The organism is Streptomyces ruber (assembly GCF_014648075.1).
In the GTDB taxonomy this organism is placed as follows: Bacteria; Actinomycetota; Actinomycetes; order Streptomycetales; family Streptomycetaceae; genus Streptomyces; species Streptomyces ruber.
In genome coordinates this window covers 198,841-216,201 of record NZ_BMQK01000011.1, presented here as the reverse complement: position 1 = coordinate 216,201, position 17,361 = coordinate 198,841, and the positions used below count along the sequence as shown (strand labels likewise).

Below are 17,361 nucleotides of genomic sequence, written 5' to 3'. Positions count from 1 at the left end.
CTCGGCGTCGAAGCGCTTCGAAGTTGCTGCGAGGTTAAGTGAACCGCTGGGGGTGCACAAGGGGCGTACACGCAATTCCTCGGAGGTTTGAGAGAGGTCTGAGGGGACGGTGTCTTGACACTCGTACGGGGGGCGAATGAGCATCGAAGCGCTTCGAAAGGCGCCTCGCCGCTCCATCGCAAGGGGAACCCCACAGTGACCGCACAGACGCCACCCGTCCTGCCTTTCCGCGACCCGCGGCTGCCGCTCGCCCGACGCGTCGACGATCTGCTGGAGCGGCTGACGCTCGACGAGCGCATCGCGCTCCTGCACCAGTTCGCCCCCGCGGTCGAGCGCCTCGGCGTCGCCGCGTTCCGCACCGGCCAGGAGGCCCTGCACGGGGTGGCGTGGATGGGCCCGGCCACCGTGTTCCCGCAGGCGGTGGGCCTGGGCGCGACCTGGAACGAGGACCTCGTCCGGCGGGTCGGGGAGGCGGTGTCCACCGAGGCCCGCGCCATGCGCGCCCGCGACGACCGCGTGGGACTCAACGTCTGGGCGCCCGTGGTGAACCTGCTGCGCCACCCGCTGTGGGGCCGCAACGAGGAGGGGTACTCCGAGGACCCGGGGCTGACGTCCGCCATCGCGACCGCGTACACCCGCGGCCTGCGCGGTGATCACCCGGTGTTCTGGCGCACGGCGCCGGTCCTCAAGCACTGGCTCGCCCACAACAACGAGACCGAGCGCGACCTGACCTCCTCCTCGGTCCGCCCGCGGGTGCTGCACGAGTACGACCTGCGCGCCTTCCGCGACACGGTCCGGGCGGGCGCGGTGGCCGGGGTGATGCCCGCGTACAACCTGGTCAACGGCCGCCCGAACCACGTCTCCCCCTACCTGGAGGAGCATCTGCGCACCTGGACCGACGAGGACCTCCTCGTCTGCTCGGACGCGGGCGCGCCCTCGAACCTGGTCGACTCCGAGCACTACTTCGACACCCACGCCGAGGCCACGGCGGCCGCGCTGCGCGCCGGGGTCGACAGCTTCACCGACCACGGCACGGACAGCTCGAAGACCATCGACCGCGTCCGCACCGCCCTCGCCGAGGACCTGCTGAGCGAGGACGACATCGACCGGGCCGTGCGCCGCCAGCTCTCGGTCCGCTTCCGGCTCGGCGAGTTCGACCCCGAGGCGGACCCGTACGCGCACACGCGGGACTTCGACACCCCCGCCCACCGGGCGCTCGCCCAGGAGGCGGCCGAACAGGCGGTCGTCCTGCTGAAGAACGAGGGCGGTCTGCTGCCCCTCGCCGAGGGCACCCGCGTCGCCGTCGTCGGGCTCCTCGCCGACGAGTGCAAGCTCGACTGGTACAGCGGCACGCTGATCCACCGCTCCACCCCGCTGGAGGGCCTGTACGAGCGGTTCGGCGCCGGGCACGTCACCTTCGCCGAGGGGGTGGACCGGGTACGGCTGCGGACCCCCGCGGGGACGTACCTGACGGTCCGGGAGGCCGCCGGCGCCGGGGACGAGGCGCGCGGCGCGGACGGCGCCCTCGACCCCGCGCTGCTCGCGGGCCGCACCGACCTGCCCCCGCTCACCGCCGACGCCGACGGCACCGAGCTGGCCATGGCCGACTGGGGCGACGGCGTCCTCACCTTCCGCGCACCGGACGGCCGCTACCTCTCGGTCGCCGACGACGGGTACGTACGCGCCTCCGCGGACCAGCCCGGCGGCTGGGTCGTCCAGGAGACCTTCCGCCTCGAACCCCATGCTCACGGTCACCTCCTCAGGCACACGGGAACGGGTGGCCATGTCTCCGTCGCCGCCGACGGGGTGAAGGTTGCCGCGGCGGGCGAGGAACATCCGACGGTCTTCGAGCTCGTCGTCGCCGAACGCGGCGAGGACGCCGTCGCCCGGGCCGCCGCCGGGGCCGACGTGGTCGTGGTCGTCGCGGGCAACGACCCGCACATCAACGGGCGCGAGACCGAGGACCGCACCACCCTGCGCCTGCCCGCGCACCAGGAACGCCTGCTGCGCGCCGCCCGCGCCGCCAACCCGCGCACGGTCCTGGTCCTGACCTCGGCGTACCCGTACGCGGTCGACCACACCGGCCTGCCCGCGCTGCTGTGGACCGCGCACGGCGGCCAGGCCGCGGGCACCGCCCTGGCCCGCGTCCTCGCCGGCGACGTCTCCCCCGCGGGCCGCCTGCCGCAGACCTGGTACGCCTCCGACGCGGACCTGCCCGGCCTGCTGGACTACGACGTGATCGGCAGCCGCCAGACGTACCTGTACTTCGAGGGGACGCCGCTGTTCCCGTTCGGGCACGGGCTGTCGTACGGCGACTTCCGGTACGACGGCCTGGAGTGCGGTACGGAGGACGGCGGCGTCCGGGTGGCCTTCACCGTCACCAACACCGGCGACCGGACGGCCGACGAGGTGGCCCAGCTGTACGTGCGGGCCGTGGACCCGTCGGTGCCGCGCCCCCGCCGCGAGCTGGCCGCCCACCGCCGCGTCACCCTCGCGCCCGGCGCCTCGGCCCGGCTGGTCCTCCACGTCCCCCAGGAGGCGTTCGCGTTCTGGGACGTGGCGCAGGGCCGGTACCGCGTGGCGCCCGGTGCGTACGAGCTGCTGGCCGGCGCGTCCAGCGAGGACGTCCGCCTGACCGGCACGGTCCGGCTGGGCGGCGAGCCCGCCACCCCCCGTCCGGTCCTGGTGCGCGGTCTGGACGCCGCCGACTTCGACGACCAGCGCGGCACGGAGATCGTCGACCGGGCGAAGGCGGCGGGCGACGCGGTGACGCCCGTCGGCGCCGGCACGGGCGAACTGCTCTTCCAGGACTGCGACTTCGGCGACGGCGTCGCGCGGGTCACGGTGGAGGCGGCGGGCGAGGGCGAGATCGCGTTCTCCCTCAACGGCGGACCGGTCCTCGCGGTGCTGCCGCTGTCCCCCGGCACCCCGGGCCCGTACGACTACACCACGCTGAGCGCCGACGTCACGGCCGCGGGCGTGCACGACGTCCACCTCGGGCTGCGCGGCCCGCTGCGGCTCGCGCACGTCGGCTTCTCCGGGTGAGGAGCCCGTGGCGTGTCCCCGGCCGGGGACACGCCACCACGGTTCAGAGCTCGATGCCGGTGAGCACCAGCACCCGCTCGTACGTGTAGTCCTCCATCGCGAACCGCACGCCCTCGCGCCCGACGCCGGACTGCTTGACGCCGCCGTACGGCATCTGGTCGGCGCGGTAGGAGGGGACGTCGCCGACGACCACACCGCCGACCTCCAGCGCGCGGTGCGCCCGGAAGGCGGTCTGCAGGTCGTGCGTGAACACACCTGCCTGGAGACCGTACTTGGAGGCGTTGACGGCGGCGAACGCCTCGGCCTCGCCGTCCACCTTCTGCACCGAGAGCACCGGCCCGAAGACCTCCTCGGACGCGAGGGTCACGTCGGCGGGCAGGTCGGTGAGCACGGTCGGGGCGTAGGCGGCGCCGTCCCGCTCGCCGCCGGTCAGCAGCTTCGCGCCCGCGGCGACGGCCTCGTCGACCCAGGACTCCACCCGCTTCGCGGCGTCCTCGCTGACCAGCGGCCCGACGTCGGTGGCGTCGTCCTCCGGGTCGCCGGTGACCTGCGCCTCGACGGCGGCGACGATACGGGGCAGCAGCCGGTCGTACACCGCGGCGTGCGCGATCACGCGCTGCACGGAGATGCAGGACTGGCCGCCCTGGTAGTTGGAGAAGGTGGCGATGCGCGCGGCCGCCCGGTCCAGGTCGGCGTCGCTCGCCCAGTCGGCGAGGACGACGGCCGCGCCGTTACCGCCGAGCTCCAGGGTGCAGTGCTTGCGCGGCACCGAGTCCATGATCGCGTAGCCGACCTGCTCGGAGCCGGTGAAGGAGATGACCGGCAGCCGCTCGTCCTGCACGAGGGCGGGCATGCGGTCGTTGGGTACCGGCAGGATGCTCCACGACCCGGCGGGCAGCTCGGTCTCGGCGAGCAGCTCGCCGATGACCAGCGCGGACAACGGGGTGGCCGGGGCGGGCTTGAGGATGATCGGCGCGCCGGCCGCGATCGCCGGGGCGACCTTGTGGGCGCACAGGTTGAGCGGGAAGTTGAAGGGCGCGATACCCAGTACGACGCCCTTGGGGAAGCGGCGGGTGAGGGCGAGCCGGCCCTGGCCGCCCGCGTCGGTGTCGAGGCGCTGGGCCTCGCCGCCGTTGAACCGCCGGGCCTCCTCGGCCGCGAAGCGGAACACCGACACGGCCCGCCCGACCTCGCCGCGGGCCCACTTGACCGGCTTGCCGTTCTCGGCCGAGATCAGCCGGGCTATCTCCTCGGTACGCTCGGCCAGGCGCCGCGAGACGTGGTCGAGAGCCGCGGCGCGCACGTGCGCGGGCGTGGCCGCGAACTCGTCCCGTACGGCGTGGGCGGCGGCCACGGCCTCCTCGGTCTGTGCCTCGGTGGGCACGGAGACCGTGCCGACGAGCCGTCCGTCCCACGGCGAGGTGACGTCGTATCCGGTCTCACCGGTGGCCTGACGGCCGGCGAGCCAGAAGGCGTGGGTGGCAGTCATAGTCGTCCCGGCCCTTCCGCGCTTTCCGCGCTGGAGTGGTGTTCTGCGCCGCGTGTCCGCTGCGTGTCCGCCGCGCGTGTGCTTCCGGGCACCACCGTAGGACGCGTACACCAGGGGGTCGTTTGTCCGTCGTGTAGCACTCCGGGACGCGAACGCGCCGTTCCGTCGCGCTACTCCCCCGGTCCCGCCGTGGCCTTCAGCGCCAGCCACAGCTCCATCCGCGCGTCCGGGTCGTCCAGCGACCGGCCGAGGATCTCCTCCACCCGCCGCATCCGGTACCGCAGCGTGTGCCGGTGCACCCCGAGGTCGGCCGCCGCCGCGTCCCACTGACCGTGGTGCGACAGCCAGGCCCGCAGCGAGGCCACCAGGTCGCCGCGCCCGGTCGCGTCGTGCTCGCGCAGGGCCCGCAGCAGCCCCTCCGCGAACGCCCGTACCGCCTCGTCGGCGAGCAGCGGCAGCACCGAACCGGCGGCCACCTCCTCGTGCTCCACCAGCGCCCGGCCCCGCCGCCGGGCCACCGACAGGGCCTGCCCGGCCTGCCGGTACGCGGTCGGCGCGCCGGCCGGACCGGTGGGCGCGGACAGCCCGACCACCAGCCCGTCGCGGTCCTGCGGCCGCCCCTTGGCGCCGCCCGCGCCGGTGCGCGCCGCGCGCGTCCGCAGCGCGCACTCCCCGCAGGCGGCCACCGCCTCACCCCCGTCCGCGGCCAGGATCACCAGCCGCTCCCCCTCGGGCACGAGCAGGACCGGCTCCCCCGCCCGGGCCGCCGCGGCCTCCACGGCCTCCGTCAGCCGGGCCAGCGGCTCGCCGTCCGTTCCGGCGGGCGCCTCGGCGACGGCCAGCCGGAACGGCGCGTCCAGCAGGTCCCCGTACAGGTCCCCCGCCACCGCCCGGGCGTGGTCCGGCTCCGCGGCGAGCAGCATGCGCAGCACCGCCGCGCCGACCCGCTGCTCGGCCGCGGACAGCGACCGGGACCGCTCCGTCGTCAGCGTGAGCAGGGCGACGGCCGAGTGGACGGCGTACCGTTCGGCGGTGCCGAGCGCCGCGGCCGTGCCCACCGCCAGCGCGGCCCGGGTGCGCCGCCCGGTCCCCAGGGAGTGCAGCTCGACCCGGTCGTCGCCGCCCCCGCCCTCCGCGGCCTCGCCCCCGACCACCGCGCTGGCCGGCACCGGTCTGCTCCGCAGCCGCTCGACGTGCGCGGTGAGCCGCGCGGCCCGCCGCCCCGCCCACTCGGGGGCCGCCGCCACCACGGCTCCGGAGGCGTCGTACAGCGCGGCCCACCCGTCGACCTGCGCCGCGAGCGCCGCGAGCAGCCCCTCGGGGCCCGCGCTCAGCGCCTGCCGGGTGAGCTCGCGCTGTGCGGCGAAGCCGGCGGTCACGGCCCGGTACTGGTCGGCGGCGATGGCGGCGGAGACGGCCTTGCTGATCGCCAGGAACGGGGTGCGCCGGGGCACCTCCAGGAGCGGCAGGCCCTCCGCCTCCGCGGCGTCGACGAGCGCCCGGGGCACCGCCTCGTAGTGCACCCCGACGGCGAACCCGAGTCCGGCGACCCCGGCACCCACCAGCCGCCGCACGTACCGCCGCATCGCCTCCGGGTCCTCCGCGTCCAGCTTCAGCGCGGTAATCAGCAGCAGCTCCCCGCCCTCCATGTACGGCACGGGGTCGGCGAGCTCGCTCGCGTGCGCCCAGCGGACGGGGGCGTCCAGCCGGTCGGCGCCGGCGCGGACGGTCAGCTTGAGCGCGGAGTGGTGGACGAGGGAGGCGAGCGTGGGTGGCATGGGGCTTCGCGTTCTCTGGGCCGGGACGTGCCCACAGCCTATGCCGGTCGGCCTGCCCGGTACCGCCGCCTCCGGGCTCCCGCGAGCGCCGCTCAGCTCCGCAGGTCCACCAGCAGCGGCGGCGCGTGCTCGCCCCCCACGGTGGTCAGCGACAGCACCGCGTGCCCCGGCGGCACCTGGTGCGCGAGCTCGGAGGCGGACCACCGCTCCCGCTCGACCTGCCGTACGGTGACCGCCCTGGTGGTGACCTCCTTGCCGGTGACCATCTTGCGCAGGCGGTGCAGGGCACGGGTCATCGGCTGGTCGGCGAAGACGGTGTGCTGGGCCACGTCCTGGGTCTCCACCCACTCCGTGCCCCAGGCGTCGGCGAACCGGCTGCCGTCCCAGGTGGTGACCCCGGAGCAGGCCATGCGGCAGCCGACCGCGCCGTACAGCGGGCCGTGCAGGGGCTCGGGGACGTCGGCGATCGAGCGCAGCGCGAGCACGACGCCCGCGTTCCGGGTGCGCAGCCGCTGGATGCGCCGGACCGACTCCTCGGTGACCGCGCCCGCGGCGTCGTCGAGGAGGAGGCAGGCGAAGTGCTCCCGCCCGTCCCCGTGCGCGACGGCGGTGAACTGGGCCAGCACGAGCCGCGTGATCAGCCGCGCGGCCTCCTCGTGTCCCTGCCCGGGCAGGTCGATGCGGACGCGCAGCGGATGGTGGGCCACGGCGCGCAGCGAGAACGGCCGCACGGAGCCGCCGGCCGCGCCGAAGAAGTCGGCGAAGACGGGGCGGTCCAGCAGGGCGAGCCGGTCGGCGAGTTCCGGTCCGGGGTCGCCCGGGGCGCCGGCCTGGCGGAGGCGGGCGTCGAGCTCACGGCGCATGACGGCGCCCCGCTCGTCCGCCAGCGCCTCGCGCAGCGGCGTCAGCAGCGACGCCTCGCCCAGCAGGAGCTCCCGCAGGACGGGCAGCGTGGGGAAGGCGCCGTACGCGGCCCGGTACGGGCCGAGCAGCTGGGCGAGCGCGGTGACGGCCCGCCGCCGGGCGCCCGTGGCGTCCAGGTCGCCGACCAGGGCCTCGGCGAGAAACGCGGCCGCCTCGTCGGGGTCCTCGGCCCCGGCGTACGGGTCCAGGTCGTGGACGGACGCCCGGTCGCCGATGCGCACCACGACGTCGAACGCGGCGTCCGGCCCGAGCGGTGTCCCGGCCGCGCACACGGCGACGACGGCACAGCTGCCGGTCAGCGCCTGCAGGGCGAGCGACTCGGCCAGCGGGGCGATCACCCGCCGGGTCTTGCCCGAACCCGACGGTCCCACGACGAGGAGCGACGTGCCGAGGGTGTCCGGGCCGAGTGCCGCGCCGACGCCGCCGTAGGCGGGCGGTGTGCGCTCCCCCGCCGCCCACTGCCCGATGCGGACCTGCCCGGCGAGCAGGTCGTGCCGGGCGGTGCGGCCGGGCAGGTCGCGGGCGCCGGACGGGTGGGTGAGCGCGGCGGCGCCGTGGCGCAGGACGGCCTCGGTGAAGTCCGCGAGCCGTCCGCCGGACCGGGCCGTCGTCCAGGCGTGCGTGACCCGGGCGACGTCGACGTCGTTCATGCGGCCCGCCGCGACCTCGGCGGTGAGGACCTCCGCGGCCTCGTGCTGTCCGGCGTCGCGCAGCGCGGGCCAGCGGGCGGGGAGCTCTCCGGCGGGCGGCTGCGCGGCTTCGTCGCCCGCGGTGCCGCCGCGTCCCGCGAACCGGCTCCGCAGCAGCGGCCACCAGCCGCCGAGCCGGGCGAAGGGCCACAGCAGGAGCAGGGTGACGACGGCGTAGAGCAGGTTCGTGCGCCAGGGCGAGAAGAAGAAGTCGTACCCGCCGGTGATCAGCGTGACGAGCGAGAACAGCGGGCTCACGACGGGCAGTGGGCTCCAGCCGACGAGCGGGAAGGCCGAGGGGAAGACGAGGCTGAGCGTGACCAGGGCGGCCAGGGCCGCGAGGCCCGCGCGCGCGGGCTGTTCCCGGCGTCCGATGAGGTGCCGGACGATGCCGGCCCAGCTGCCCAGCCGTGCCATGGCGTAGACGAGCACGGCGAAGAAGAGCCCGTCGTAGACCACTCTGGCCTCCACGCCCTGCCATTCCCTGGGCGAGGCGAGGGTGCCTCCCCACCACCAGTCCTCCGGGGTGAAGACCCTGAGCAGGGCGAACTGGTACGGAATGGCGCCCCGGCGCCAGAACGACCACAGGACCAGCGCCACCACCAGGGGGATCAGCACGCCGGCGATGGTGACCGGGGAGAGGCGCTCCACCGCCTGGGCCGCCTTGGGCATGCGGTAGCCGAGGCGCCAGATGCCGGGGCGGGCGGCCGGACGTGACTCGTTGAGCCAGTCGGCGACCGCGGACGGGGGCCGCTCCGCGGCGGGCGGCGTACCCGGGGCGTACCTCGGCCTGGGCGGCGCCGCGGGCGGCTCCGGCGGCACCGCCGGACGCGGCACGGGATGCGCCTGCTTGCCCCAGGTGTCCTGCGTCCCGTCGCCGTTCATCGCCCCTGCCCCCTGACCAGCCGCTCCGTCCGCCACAGCGAGTCAATCTAACGTGCGAACCCGGGCAGTTCACCGTTTACGCGGCCGGAACCGCGCGGCCGGTCGCCGCTATGTCCACCGCGGACAACCCGGCGCCGCGACACCACCCACATGGAGCATGCCCAGCGCCTTCTCCCCGTCCTAGCCTGCGGGGGAAGAGGACAGTGACCAGCGACCGAAGACCCCCCAGGAGCCCCGCATGACCGCACTTCCGCAGGAGCGCCGCGTCGTCACCGCCATCCCCGGTCCGAAGTCACGGGAGCTCCAGGCCCGCCGTACCGCCGCGGTCGCGCGGGGCGTCGGCTCCACGCTGCCGGTCTTCGTCACGCGCGCGGGCGGCGGGATCGTCGAGGACGTCGACGGCAACCGGCTGATCGACTTCGGCTCCGGCATCGCGGTGACCACCGTCGGCGCCTCCGCCGAGGCCGTCGTACGCCGGGCGTCCGCCCAGCTCCAGGACTTCACCCACACCTGCTTCATGATCACGCCGTACGAGGGCTACGTCGCCGTCGCCGAGGCGCTGGCCGAGCTGACGCCGGGCGACCACGCCAAGAAGTCGGCCCTGTTCAACTCGGGCGCCGAGGCCGTCGAGAACGCGGTCAAGATCGCCCGTGCGTACACCGGGCGGCAGGCGGTCGTCGTGTTCGACCACGGCTACCACGGCCGGACCAACCTCACGATGGCCCTGACCGCCAAGAACATGCCGTACAAGCACGGCTTCGGCCCGTTCGCGCCCGAGGTGTACCGGGTGCCGGTGGCGTACGGCTACCGCTGGCCGACCGGCCCTTCGAACGCGGGTCCGGAGGCCGCCGCCCAGGCCATCGACGAGATCACCAAGCAGGTCGGCGCGGACAACGTGGCCGCGATCGTCATCGAGCCGGTCCTCGGCGAGGGCGGCTTCATCGAGCCGGCCAAGGGCTTCCTCCCGGCCCTGCGCGAGTTCGCCTCCGAGCACGGCATCGTCTTCGTCGCGGACGAGATCCAGTCCGGCTTCTGCCGCACCGGCCGGTGGTTCGCCTGCGAGGACGAGGGCATCGTCCCGGACCTGATCACCACCGCCAAGGGCATCGCGGGCGGGCTGCCGCTCTCCGCGGTGACGGGCCGCGCCGAGATCATGGACGCCGCGCACGTCGGCGGCCTCGGCGGCACGTACGGCGGCAACCCGGTCGCCTGCGCGGGCGCGCTCGGCGCCATCGAGACGATGAAGGAGCTCGACCTCAACGCGAGGGCGCGGGACATCGAGGCCGTCATGAAGGCCCGCCTGACCGCCATGGCGGAGAAGCACGAGATCATCGGTGACGTCCGCGGCCGGGGCGCCATGATCGCCGTCGAGCTGGTCGAGGACCGCGCCACCAAGGAGCCGGCCCCCGAGGCCACCGCCGCGCTCGCCAGGGCCTGCCACCAGGAGGGCCTGCTGGTCCTGACCTGTGGCACGTACGGCAACGTGCTGCGCTTCCTGCCGCCGCTCGTCATCGGCGAGAACCTGCTCGGCGAGGGCCTCGACATCCTCGAGCAGGCCTTCACCCGGATCTGAGCACGCGGTGGGCGCGCGACCCGGGGGCGGAGGCCGTGAAGAAGGTGTGCAAGGTGGATGGCAGCACGCCGGTCCGCCTGTCGTCGCCCCCGCTCCCTGTCGTAGGTTCTAGCCGGATGAGAGACACACCCCGCCCGCGGGCGACCACGGGCGGCACCAGGCCGGGGCCTCCCCAGCTCCGTCCCGGTCGCGCGGTCGCGCACAACACCGGGGCCTCCGGCTCCGGGTCTCCTCACCGATCGGACGGCTGCCCGCCCCAGACCCCCCGGGGCGCGCGGCACACCGGTCCGGTCGGCCGCTCCGGAACACTCCCCCCTGTTCCGGGGCGGCCGACCACCTCCCGCTCCCGCCGGAGCCGGGTCCTGTGGGCGCTCGTCGCGCCGCCCGCCCTGCTCCTCGTCCTGATCACCTGGCAGGTGGCCGCCCACGGTCCCCTCGCCCGCGCCGACGAGCGGATCGGCGGCCGTCTGGTGCGTCCCGGCGGTGTGTCGCAGTTCCTCGCCGATCTCGGCGGCATCCCGGTCGCGGTCCCGGTGCTGGCGGCCGTGCTGGCCGTCGCGGCGCTGCTCGCCCGCCGGGCGGAAGCCGCCCGCTGGTGGCTGCCGTCCCTGGTCGCGGCCCTGCTGATGGCGGCCGTCCCCCTGCTGGTCGTCCCGCTGAAGGAGCTGATCGACCGCCCGGGTCCGCCGGTGATGGCCCCGGAGACGGGCTTCTACCCGTCCGGGCACTCGGCGACCGCCGCCGTCGCGTACGGCGGGGCGGTCCTCGTGCTGTGGCCCTGGCTGCGCGGCGCGTTCGCCCGGACCGCGGCGCTGCTCGTGTGCGGCGCGCTGAACGCCGGGACCGGGTTCGGACTGGTCCGCCACGGCTACCACTGGCCCCTGGACGTGCTGGGCGCCTGGTGCCTGTGCGCGCTGCCGCTGACCGGTCTCGGGGTCTTCCTCTCCGCCCGGTCCCCCCGGGTCCCTACCCGCGCAGCTTCCTCCGGCGGTTCGCGCCGGCCGTCCCCGCCAGGACGACCAGCACGGCGAGGGCGAACATGGCCGTGCCGACGACGTTGATCTGCACCGGCGTCCCCCGCTGCGCCGATCCCCACACGAACATGGGGAAGGTCACGGTGGAGCCCGCGGTGAAGTTGGTGATCACGAAGTCGTCGAAGGAGAGGGCGAACGCCAGCAGCGCGCCCGCGCCGATCCCGGGCGCCGCGATCGGCAGGGTGACCCGCAGGAAGGTCTGCGCGGGCCCCGCGTAGAGGTCCCGCGCGGCCTCCTCCAGCCGGGGGTCCATCGACATGACGCGCGCCTTCACCGCCACGACGACGAAGCTCAGGCAGAACATGACGTGGGCGATCAGGATCGTCCAGAAGCCGAGCTCTGCGCCCAGGTTCAGGAACAGGGTCAGCAGGGAGGCCGCCATGACGGCCTCGGGCATCGCCATGGGCAGGAAGACCAGCGAGTTGACCGCCCCGCGCGCGCGGAAGCGGTACCGCGCCAGCGCGAAGGCGGTCATGGTGCCGAGGACCGTGGCGCCGAGCGTGGCCCAGAGGGCGATCTGCAGGCTGACCGCGAGCGAACCGCACAGCCCGGACACCCCGCACGGGTCACGCCACGCGTCGGCGGAGAACCCCTGCCAGGTGTAGTTGAAGCGGCCCTTCGGGTCGTTGAACGAGAACACGGTCACGACGAGGTTCGGCAGCAGCAGGAACCCGAGCGTCAGCAGGCCCGCGAGGACGACGAGGTGGCGCCGCAGCCGGTGCAGGAGAGCCATCAGACCAGGTCCTCCGTCCCTGCCCTGCGGATGTAGAGGGTCACCACGAGCAGGATGGCGGCCATGAGCAGGAAGGACAGCGCCGCCGCCGTCGGGTAGTCGAGCACCCGCAGGAACTGCGTCTGGATCACGTTGCCGATCATGCGGGTGTCCGTGGAGCCGAGCAGGTCGGCGTTGACGTAGTCGCCGACGGCCGGGATGAAGGTCAGCAGCGTGCCGGAGACGACCCCCGGCATCGACAGCGGCAGCGTGATCCGGCGGAAGGTCGTGAACGGGGTCGCGTACAGGTCGCCCGCCGCCTCGTGCAGCCGCCCGTCGATGCGCTCCAGGGAGGTGTAGAGCGGCAGCACCATGAACGGCAGGAAGTTGTACGTGAGACCGCAGACCACCGCGAGCGGGGTGGCGAGCACCCGCTCCCCGGCGGTGAGGCCGAGCCAGCCGGTGACGTCGAGGACGTGCAGGGCGTTCAGGGCGCCGACGACCGGGCCGCCGTCCGCGAGGATCGTCTTCCAGGCGAGCGTACGGATCAGGAAGCTGGTGAAGAAGGGCGCGACCACCAGGACGAGGACCAGCCCCCGCCAGCGGCCCGCGCGGAACGCGATCAGGTACGCCAGCGGATAGCCGAGCAGCAGGCACAGGACGGTCGCGGAGCCCGCGTACAGCACCGAGCGCAGGAACTGCGGCCAGTACGTGGACAGCGCGTCCCAGTACGTCGCGAAGTGCCAGGTGACCCGGTAGCCGTCCTCCAGGGAGCCGGTCTGCACGGACGTGGAGGCCTGGTACACCATCGGCAGCAGGAAGAAGACCAGCAGCCACAGGATGCCGGGCAGGAGCAGCCAGTACGGGGTGAACCGGCCTCCCGCGCGCGCGGGGAGCCGTTCGACGCCCGGGTACGGGCCGGCGCCCGGACGTTCGTCCGGGTCCTCGTCCAGGAAGCGGGCCGGGGGCGGGGGCGCCTTGGTGAGCATCGTCATGTGCGGGCTTCCTCCCCCGCCTCCGCGGCACCCGCCCGGGCGGCCGGGGCGGTGTCGAGGCCGAAGGTGTGCGCGGGGTTCCAGTGCAGGACGACCTCGGCGCCGGGGACGAGCCGGGGATCGCGGTCGATGTTCTGCACGTACGCCTCGAACCCCGGGCAGGCCGCGCTGTCGACGACGTAGCTCGTGGCGACCCCGGAGAAGCTGGTCGCGGTGATCCGCCCGGCGACACGGTTGCGGCCCGCGGGTATCCCGGCGGAGTCGTCCGCGTGGGTGAGGGACGTCTTCTCCGGGCGTATGCCGAGCAGCACCCTGCCGCCGGTCCGGACGGGCGCCGCGCACCGCGCGCGGGGCACGGCGAGCCTGCCGCCGCCCGCCGTGAGCACGACGTCGTCGCCGTTCGTGGAGTGCACCTCGGCCTCGATCAGGTTGGACGTGCCGAGGAAGTTCGCGACGAACGCCGTCCCCGGCCGCTCGTAGAGGTCGGCGGGCGCACCGAGCTGTTCGATGCGGCCCGCGTTCATCACGGCGACCGTGTCGGCCATCGACATGGCCTCCTCCTGGTCGTGCGTGACGTGCACGAACGTGATGCCGACCTCGGTCTGGATGCGCTTCAGCTCCTGCTGCATCCGCCGGCGCAGCCGGAGGTCGAGGGCGCCGAGGGGCTCGTCGAGGAGCAGTACCTCCGGGTGGTTGATCAGCGCGCGGGCGACCGCGACGCGCTGCTGCTGGCCGCCGGAGAGCAGGTGCGGCCTCCGCCGGGCCTGCTCGCCGAGCTGGACGAGCTCCAGCATCTCCTCGACCTGCTTCTTCACCGACCTGATGCCGCGCCGCCGCAGCCCGAAGGCGACGTTCTCGAAGACGTCGAGGTGCGGGAAGAGCGCGTACGACTGGAAGACCGTGTTCACCGGCCGCTTGTGCGGAGGCAGGCGGGTCACGTCCCGGTCCCCCAGGCACACGGTGCCCGCGGTGGGTTCCTCCAGGCCCGCGATCATGCGCAGGGTGGTCGTCTTGCCGCAGCCCGAGGCGCCGAGCAGGGCGAAGAACGAGCCCTGGGGCACGGTCAGGTCGAGGGGGTGCACGGCGGTGAGGGAGCCGTACGTCTTGCTGATGCCCGTCAGGCGGACGTCACCGCCGCGGTTCGTCATGGTCCTTGTCGTGCTCTCTGTCGTGCTCTCTGTCGTGCTCTTCGCCGTGTTCTTCGTCGTGTTGCGCGCCGTGCTGCTCGTCGTCACCGTCGTCACGCTCCCGTGAGCTTCGCGAAGGCGTCCTCGAAGGCCGTCTCCTCGGTGCTCGTCAGCGAGCGGAAGGCGAAGGATCTCGCGGCCAGGTCCCTGTCGGGGATGATCAGCGGGTTGTTCGCCGCGTCCGGGTCGATCTTCTCCAGCTCGGCCTTCGCCCCGTCCACCGGGCACACGTAGTTGATGTAGGCGGCGAGTTCGGCGGCCGCCCGCGGCTCGTAGTAGTGGTCGATGAGCCGCTCGGCGTTCGTCTTGTGGCGGGCCTTGTTCGGCACCAGCAGCACGTCGGTCGACGTGATGCAGCCGCTGTCGGGGATCAGGTAGCCGATGTCCGGGCTGTCCGCCCGGAGCTGGACGACGTCACCGCCCCAGGCGAGGCACGCCGCGAAGTCGCCCCTGGCGAGGTCGGCGGTGTAGTCGTTGCCGGTGAAGCGGCGTATCTGGCCGCGGTCGACGGCTTTCTGCAGCCGGGCGAGGGCCGCGTCGTAGTCGTCGCCGGTGAACTTCTCCGGGTCCTTGCCCATGTCCAGCAGCACCATGCCGACGGTGTCGCGCATCTCCGCCAGCAGACCGACGCGGCCCTTCAGCCTCGGGTCGTCGAGCAGGTCGGAGAAGGAGGTCACCTCGATGCCGTCGAGGGCCTTCTTGTTGTACGCGACGACGGTGGGGACGGCCTGCCACGGGTACGAGTAGGCGCGGCCGGGATCCCAGTCGGGATCGCGGAACTGGGCGGACAGGTTCGCGTAGGCGTGCGGCAGGTTGGCCGGGTCCAGCTTCTGCACCCACCCGAGGCGGATCAGGCGGCCGGCCAGCCAGTCGGTGAGCACGATGATGTCCCGGCCGGTCTCCTGGCCCGCGGCGAGCTGCGGCTTGATCTTGCCGAAGAACTCGTTGTTGTCGTTGATGTCCTCGGTGTACTCGACCTCGATGCCGGTGCGCCGGGTGAAGTCCTCGAGCGTCGGGTGGCGCCGGCCGCTGTCGTCGACGTCCATGTACTCGGTCCAGTTGGAGAAGGAGACGGTCCGCTCCCTCTCCGAGTGGTCCTCGGTGGACTCGCCGCCCCGGCTCCGGCCCGCCGGGGGGATCCCGCAGGCGCTCAGGGCCCCGAGGCCGCCGAGTGCGAGCGCGCCACCCGTGGAGGCGCGCAGCAGCGACCGGCGGGTCAGGGCGGCCCTGCCGTCTCTGAGGCTGCGCCGCACAGCGGCCCGGCGGGCCGGGGTCAGGCGGGCGGGCTCGTACTGCTCCATGCGTGTTGGTGCCCTTTCGAAAGGTACGGCCGCGGTCGGCGGCCCCTGGTCACGGTCGGGAGGTTCCCGGAGAAGGTGCGGTGCCGGTCCTTCCGGGCCACCGCCGTATTGTCCCGGATGGGGCAGGTGACACAGGCGACGCAGGAGGCGGACGAAAAAGGAAAACACATGATGTCAGTGCCGCGTGCCAGACTCCTCCCCCATGGGGAAGATCGATTCGTGGACCACCCTGACCGGGGAGGTCCGCGCGGGGGCGAGGGTCAGGTACCTGCACTTCTGGGGGCACCGGCCGCGGCCCGACGGGCGGGTCGGGGCGGGCTGTCTGAGCCAGTGGTGGCCGTCGCCGTTCACGGTGGACGGCGTGGAGTACGCCACGGCGGAGCACTGGATGATGGCGTCGAAGGCCCGGCTGTTCGGGGACGCGGAGGCGGAGCGGCAGGCGCTGACCGCGGGACATCCGGCCGCGGCGAAGAAGGCGGGGCGGCTGGTCCGCGGCTTCGACGACGCCCGGTGGGAGCGTGAGCGGTTCCGGATCGTCGTCGAGGGCAGCGTCCACAAGTTCACCGCGCACCCCGACCTGCGGGACTTCCTGCTCGGCACGGGGGACCGTGTGCTCGTCGAGGCCAGTCCGCTGGACCGGGTGTGGGGCATCGGACTGGCCGCGGACGACGAGCGCGCCTCCGACCCAGGACGCTGGCGCGGGCCGAACCTCCTGGGCTTCGCCCTGATGGAGGCACGGGAGCGGCTGCGGGCGGACGGCTCCTAGCCGACGGGGGACGCCGGGCCCGGCACGTCCGCCGCGTCGCTCGTCGTGTCGTACGGCACGACGAGCGACGTCGAGTAACCGTCGTCGAAGGGGTCGCTCTCGGTGGAGTCGAAGTCGTCCGGCAGCATGATGACGAGGACGAACAGGGCCAGGCCCAGGACGATGCCGGCCGCCCCGCAGATGATGCCGGCCAGCGCCTGTCCCGGGTTGGACGCCTCCCCCCGGCGGGCCTTGCCGCGCGCGATCACGCCGAAGACGATGGCCAGCACGCCCAGCAGGATGGTCACCGGCCACATGCAGAAGACCGCGGCCGAGACGATCCCGAGCGACAGCGCGGCGACCCCCATGCCGTTGCTCTGCCCGTACGGCGGTATGGGCCACCCGTACCCGGCGGCACCGGGGTACGGGGCGAACTGGCCACCGGGCCCGGGGTGGCCCGGGTACTGGCCCTGCGGGTACTGATGCGGCGGGTACTGGTGGGGCGGGTACTGGCCCGCGTACGGGGGCTGGCCGTACTCCGGCAGACCCGGGCCGTCCGGCGCGATGGGCGGCGGCGGAACGGGCCCGCCCGGGGCGGGCGCGGGGTAGGGCGGCGCGTAGGGGGCGCCCGCCCCCGGTATGGAGGTGAGCGTCCGCTGGTCGTGCGGGAAGGGCGGCCGGGGGGCGTCGGCGGGCGGCGCCCACGGGTCCGGGTCGGCGGGCTTGCCCAGGGGAACACCGGACGCCGTGGGTGCCGCGGGCGCGGCAGCCGTCGGAGGCGCCGGGACCGGGGGCCGGCCGGACGGGGAGGCGCCGTCCCGGGGCACCGCGTCCCGCGGGGCATCCCCCGGACGCGGATCCGGATGCGGGACCGGGCTGTCCGGCGCTCTGGGCGGCTGTGCCTCGTCGGACATGCGAAGGTCCCCTCTGTTGTACGTTCCGTCATGCTACGGCCCGCACCTCACGCGCGCGGACCGCCGCCTACGATGATCCCTGAATCACCG

The 17,361-nt window shown here is 74.2% G+C and carries 12 protein-coding genes; 4 read left to right on the top strand and 8 right to left on the bottom strand.

The window, feature by feature from the left end; all coding sequences use genetic code 11:
• Positions 1 to 195 precede the first annotated feature (195 nt).
• Positions 196 to 3,045, top strand: a complete 2,850-nt coding sequence (locus IEZ04_RS22900; protein ID WP_189218829.1) for a glycoside hydrolase family 3 C-terminal domain-containing protein — start codon at positions 196 to 198, stop codon at positions 3,043 to 3,045.
• 43 nt (positions 3,046 to 3,088) lie between these two features.
• Here IEZ04_RS22900 and IEZ04_RS22895 read toward each other — a convergent pair whose 3' ends face one another.
• From IEZ04_RS22895 to IEZ04_RS22885, 3 genes are all read right to left on the bottom strand, one after another.
• Positions 3,089 to 4,534: an aldehyde dehydrogenase family protein gene (locus IEZ04_RS22895; protein ID WP_189218828.1), complete on the bottom strand. Its 1,446-nt coding sequence runs from the start codon at positions 4,532 to 4,534 to the stop codon at positions 3,089 to 3,091.
• A gap of 170 nt (positions 4,535 to 4,704) precedes the next feature.
• Positions 4,705 to 6,312, bottom strand: coding sequence for a PucR family transcriptional regulator (locus IEZ04_RS22890; RefSeq protein WP_189218827.1), 1,608 nt, complete (start codon positions 6,310 to 6,312; stop codon positions 4,705 to 4,707).
• Between the two features lie 92 nt (positions 6,313 to 6,404).
• Complete coding sequence (locus IEZ04_RS22885; RefSeq protein ID WP_189218826.1) at positions 6,405 to 8,810, bottom strand: ATP/GTP-binding protein; 2,406 nt, start codon at positions 8,808 to 8,810, stop codon at positions 6,405 to 6,407.
• Positions 8,811 to 9,048: 238 nt separating this feature from the next.
• Between IEZ04_RS22885 and gabT the strand changes: the two genes are divergently transcribed.
• Both gabT and IEZ04_RS22875 read left to right on the top strand, forming a co-directional pair.
• A complete protein-coding gene (gabT, locus tag IEZ04_RS22880; RefSeq protein ID WP_189218825.1) occupies positions 9,049 to 10,383 on the top strand; it encodes a 4-aminobutyrate--2-oxoglutarate transaminase in 1,335 nt (444 codons plus the stop codon).
• A gap of 116 nt (positions 10,384 to 10,499) precedes the next feature.
• Complete coding sequence (locus IEZ04_RS22875; protein ID WP_189218824.1) at positions 10,500 to 11,444, top strand: phosphatase PAP2 family protein; 945 nt, start codon at positions 10,500 to 10,502, stop codon at positions 11,442 to 11,444.
• Here the strand turns inward: IEZ04_RS22875 and IEZ04_RS22870 are convergent.
• The 4 genes from IEZ04_RS22870 to IEZ04_RS22855 form a co-directional block, all read right to left on the bottom strand.
• Positions 11,350 to 12,150, bottom strand: coding sequence for an ABC transporter permease (locus IEZ04_RS22870; RefSeq protein ID WP_189218823.1), 801 nt, complete (start codon positions 12,148 to 12,150; stop codon positions 11,350 to 11,352). The genes IEZ04_RS22875 and IEZ04_RS22870 overlap by 95 nt on opposite strands.
• On the bottom strand, positions 12,150 to 13,124 hold the full coding sequence (locus tag IEZ04_RS22865) for an ABC transporter permease (protein ID WP_189218822.1): 975 nt from the start codon (positions 13,122 to 13,124) through the stop codon (positions 12,150 to 12,152). Before IEZ04_RS22865 ends, IEZ04_RS22870 begins: the two co-directional genes overlap by 1 nt.
• The gene (locus IEZ04_RS22860) at positions 13,121 to 14,272 is read right to left on the bottom strand and encodes an ABC transporter ATP-binding protein (protein ID WP_189218821.1); all 1,152 of its coding nucleotides are present in this window, start codon (positions 14,270 to 14,272) and stop codon (positions 13,121 to 13,123) included. The genes IEZ04_RS22865 and IEZ04_RS22860 overlap by 4 nt, the downstream gene beginning before the upstream one ends.
• Before the next feature lie 92 nt (positions 14,273 to 14,364).
• Entirely contained in the window at positions 14,365 to 15,612 is a 1,248-nt protein-coding gene (locus tag IEZ04_RS22855; RefSeq protein ID WP_189218820.1) for a polyamine ABC transporter substrate-binding protein, read from the bottom strand.
• 202 nt (positions 15,613 to 15,814) lie between these two features.
• On the opposite strand from IEZ04_RS22855, the gene ybiA reads away from it, so the two are divergent.
• Complete coding sequence (gene ybiA, locus IEZ04_RS22850) at positions 15,815 to 16,378, top strand: riboflavin biosynthesis intermediates N-glycosidase (RefSeq protein WP_189218819.1); 564 nt, start codon at positions 15,815 to 15,817, stop codon at positions 16,376 to 16,378.
• On the opposite strand, the gene IEZ04_RS22845 is transcribed toward ybiA, so the two are convergent.
• Positions 16,375 to 17,271 (bottom strand): DUF4190 domain-containing protein, encoded by an 897-nt coding sequence (locus tag IEZ04_RS22845; RefSeq protein WP_189218818.1) that lies wholly within the window; start codon positions 17,269 to 17,271, stop codon positions 16,375 to 16,377. The two genes, ybiA and IEZ04_RS22845, sit on opposite strands and share 4 nt — an antisense overlap.
• Positions 17,272 to 17,361 lie beyond the last annotated feature (90 nt).

Bases quoted from the DNA above. Each gene is read 5' to 3' on its own strand.
- IEZ04_RS22895 (WP_189218828.1), bottom strand. From the start codon at position 4,534: ATGACTGCCACCCACGCCTTCTGGCTCGCCGGCCGTCAGGCCACCGGT.
- IEZ04_RS22890 (WP_189218827.1), bottom strand. From the start codon at position 6,312: ATGCCACCCACGCTCGCCTCCCTCGTCCACCACTCCGCGCTCAAGCTG.
- IEZ04_RS22885 (WP_189218826.1), bottom strand. From the start codon at position 8,810: ATGAACGGCGACGGGACGCAGGACACCTGGGGCAAGCAGGCGCATCCC.
- gabT (WP_189218825.1), top strand. From the start codon at position 9,049: ATGACCGCACTTCCGCAGGAGCGCCGCGTCGTCACCGCCATCCCCGGT.
- IEZ04_RS22875 (WP_189218824.1), top strand. From the start codon at position 10,500: ATGAGAGACACACCCCGCCCGCGGGCGACCACGGGCGGCACCAGGCCG.
- IEZ04_RS22870 (WP_189218823.1), bottom strand. From the start codon at position 12,150: ATGGCTCTCCTGCACCGGCTGCGGCGCCACCTCGTCGTCCTCGCGGGC.
- IEZ04_RS22865 (WP_189218822.1), bottom strand. From the start codon at position 13,124: ATGACGATGCTCACCAAGGCGCCCCCGCCCCCGGCCCGCTTCCTGGAC.
- IEZ04_RS22860 (WP_189218821.1), bottom strand. From the start codon at position 14,272: ATGACGAACCGCGGCGGTGACGTCCGCCTGACGGGCATCAGCAAGACG.
- IEZ04_RS22855 (WP_189218820.1), bottom strand. From the start codon at position 15,612: ATGGAGCAGTACGAGCCCGCCCGCCTGACCCCGGCCCGCCGGGCCGCT.
- ybiA (WP_189218819.1), top strand. From the start codon at position 15,815: ATGGGGAAGATCGATTCGTGGACCACCCTGACCGGGGAGGTCCGCGCG.
- IEZ04_RS22845 (WP_189218818.1), bottom strand. From the start codon at position 17,271: ATGTCCGACGAGGCACAGCCGCCCAGAGCGCCGGACAGCCCGGTCCCG.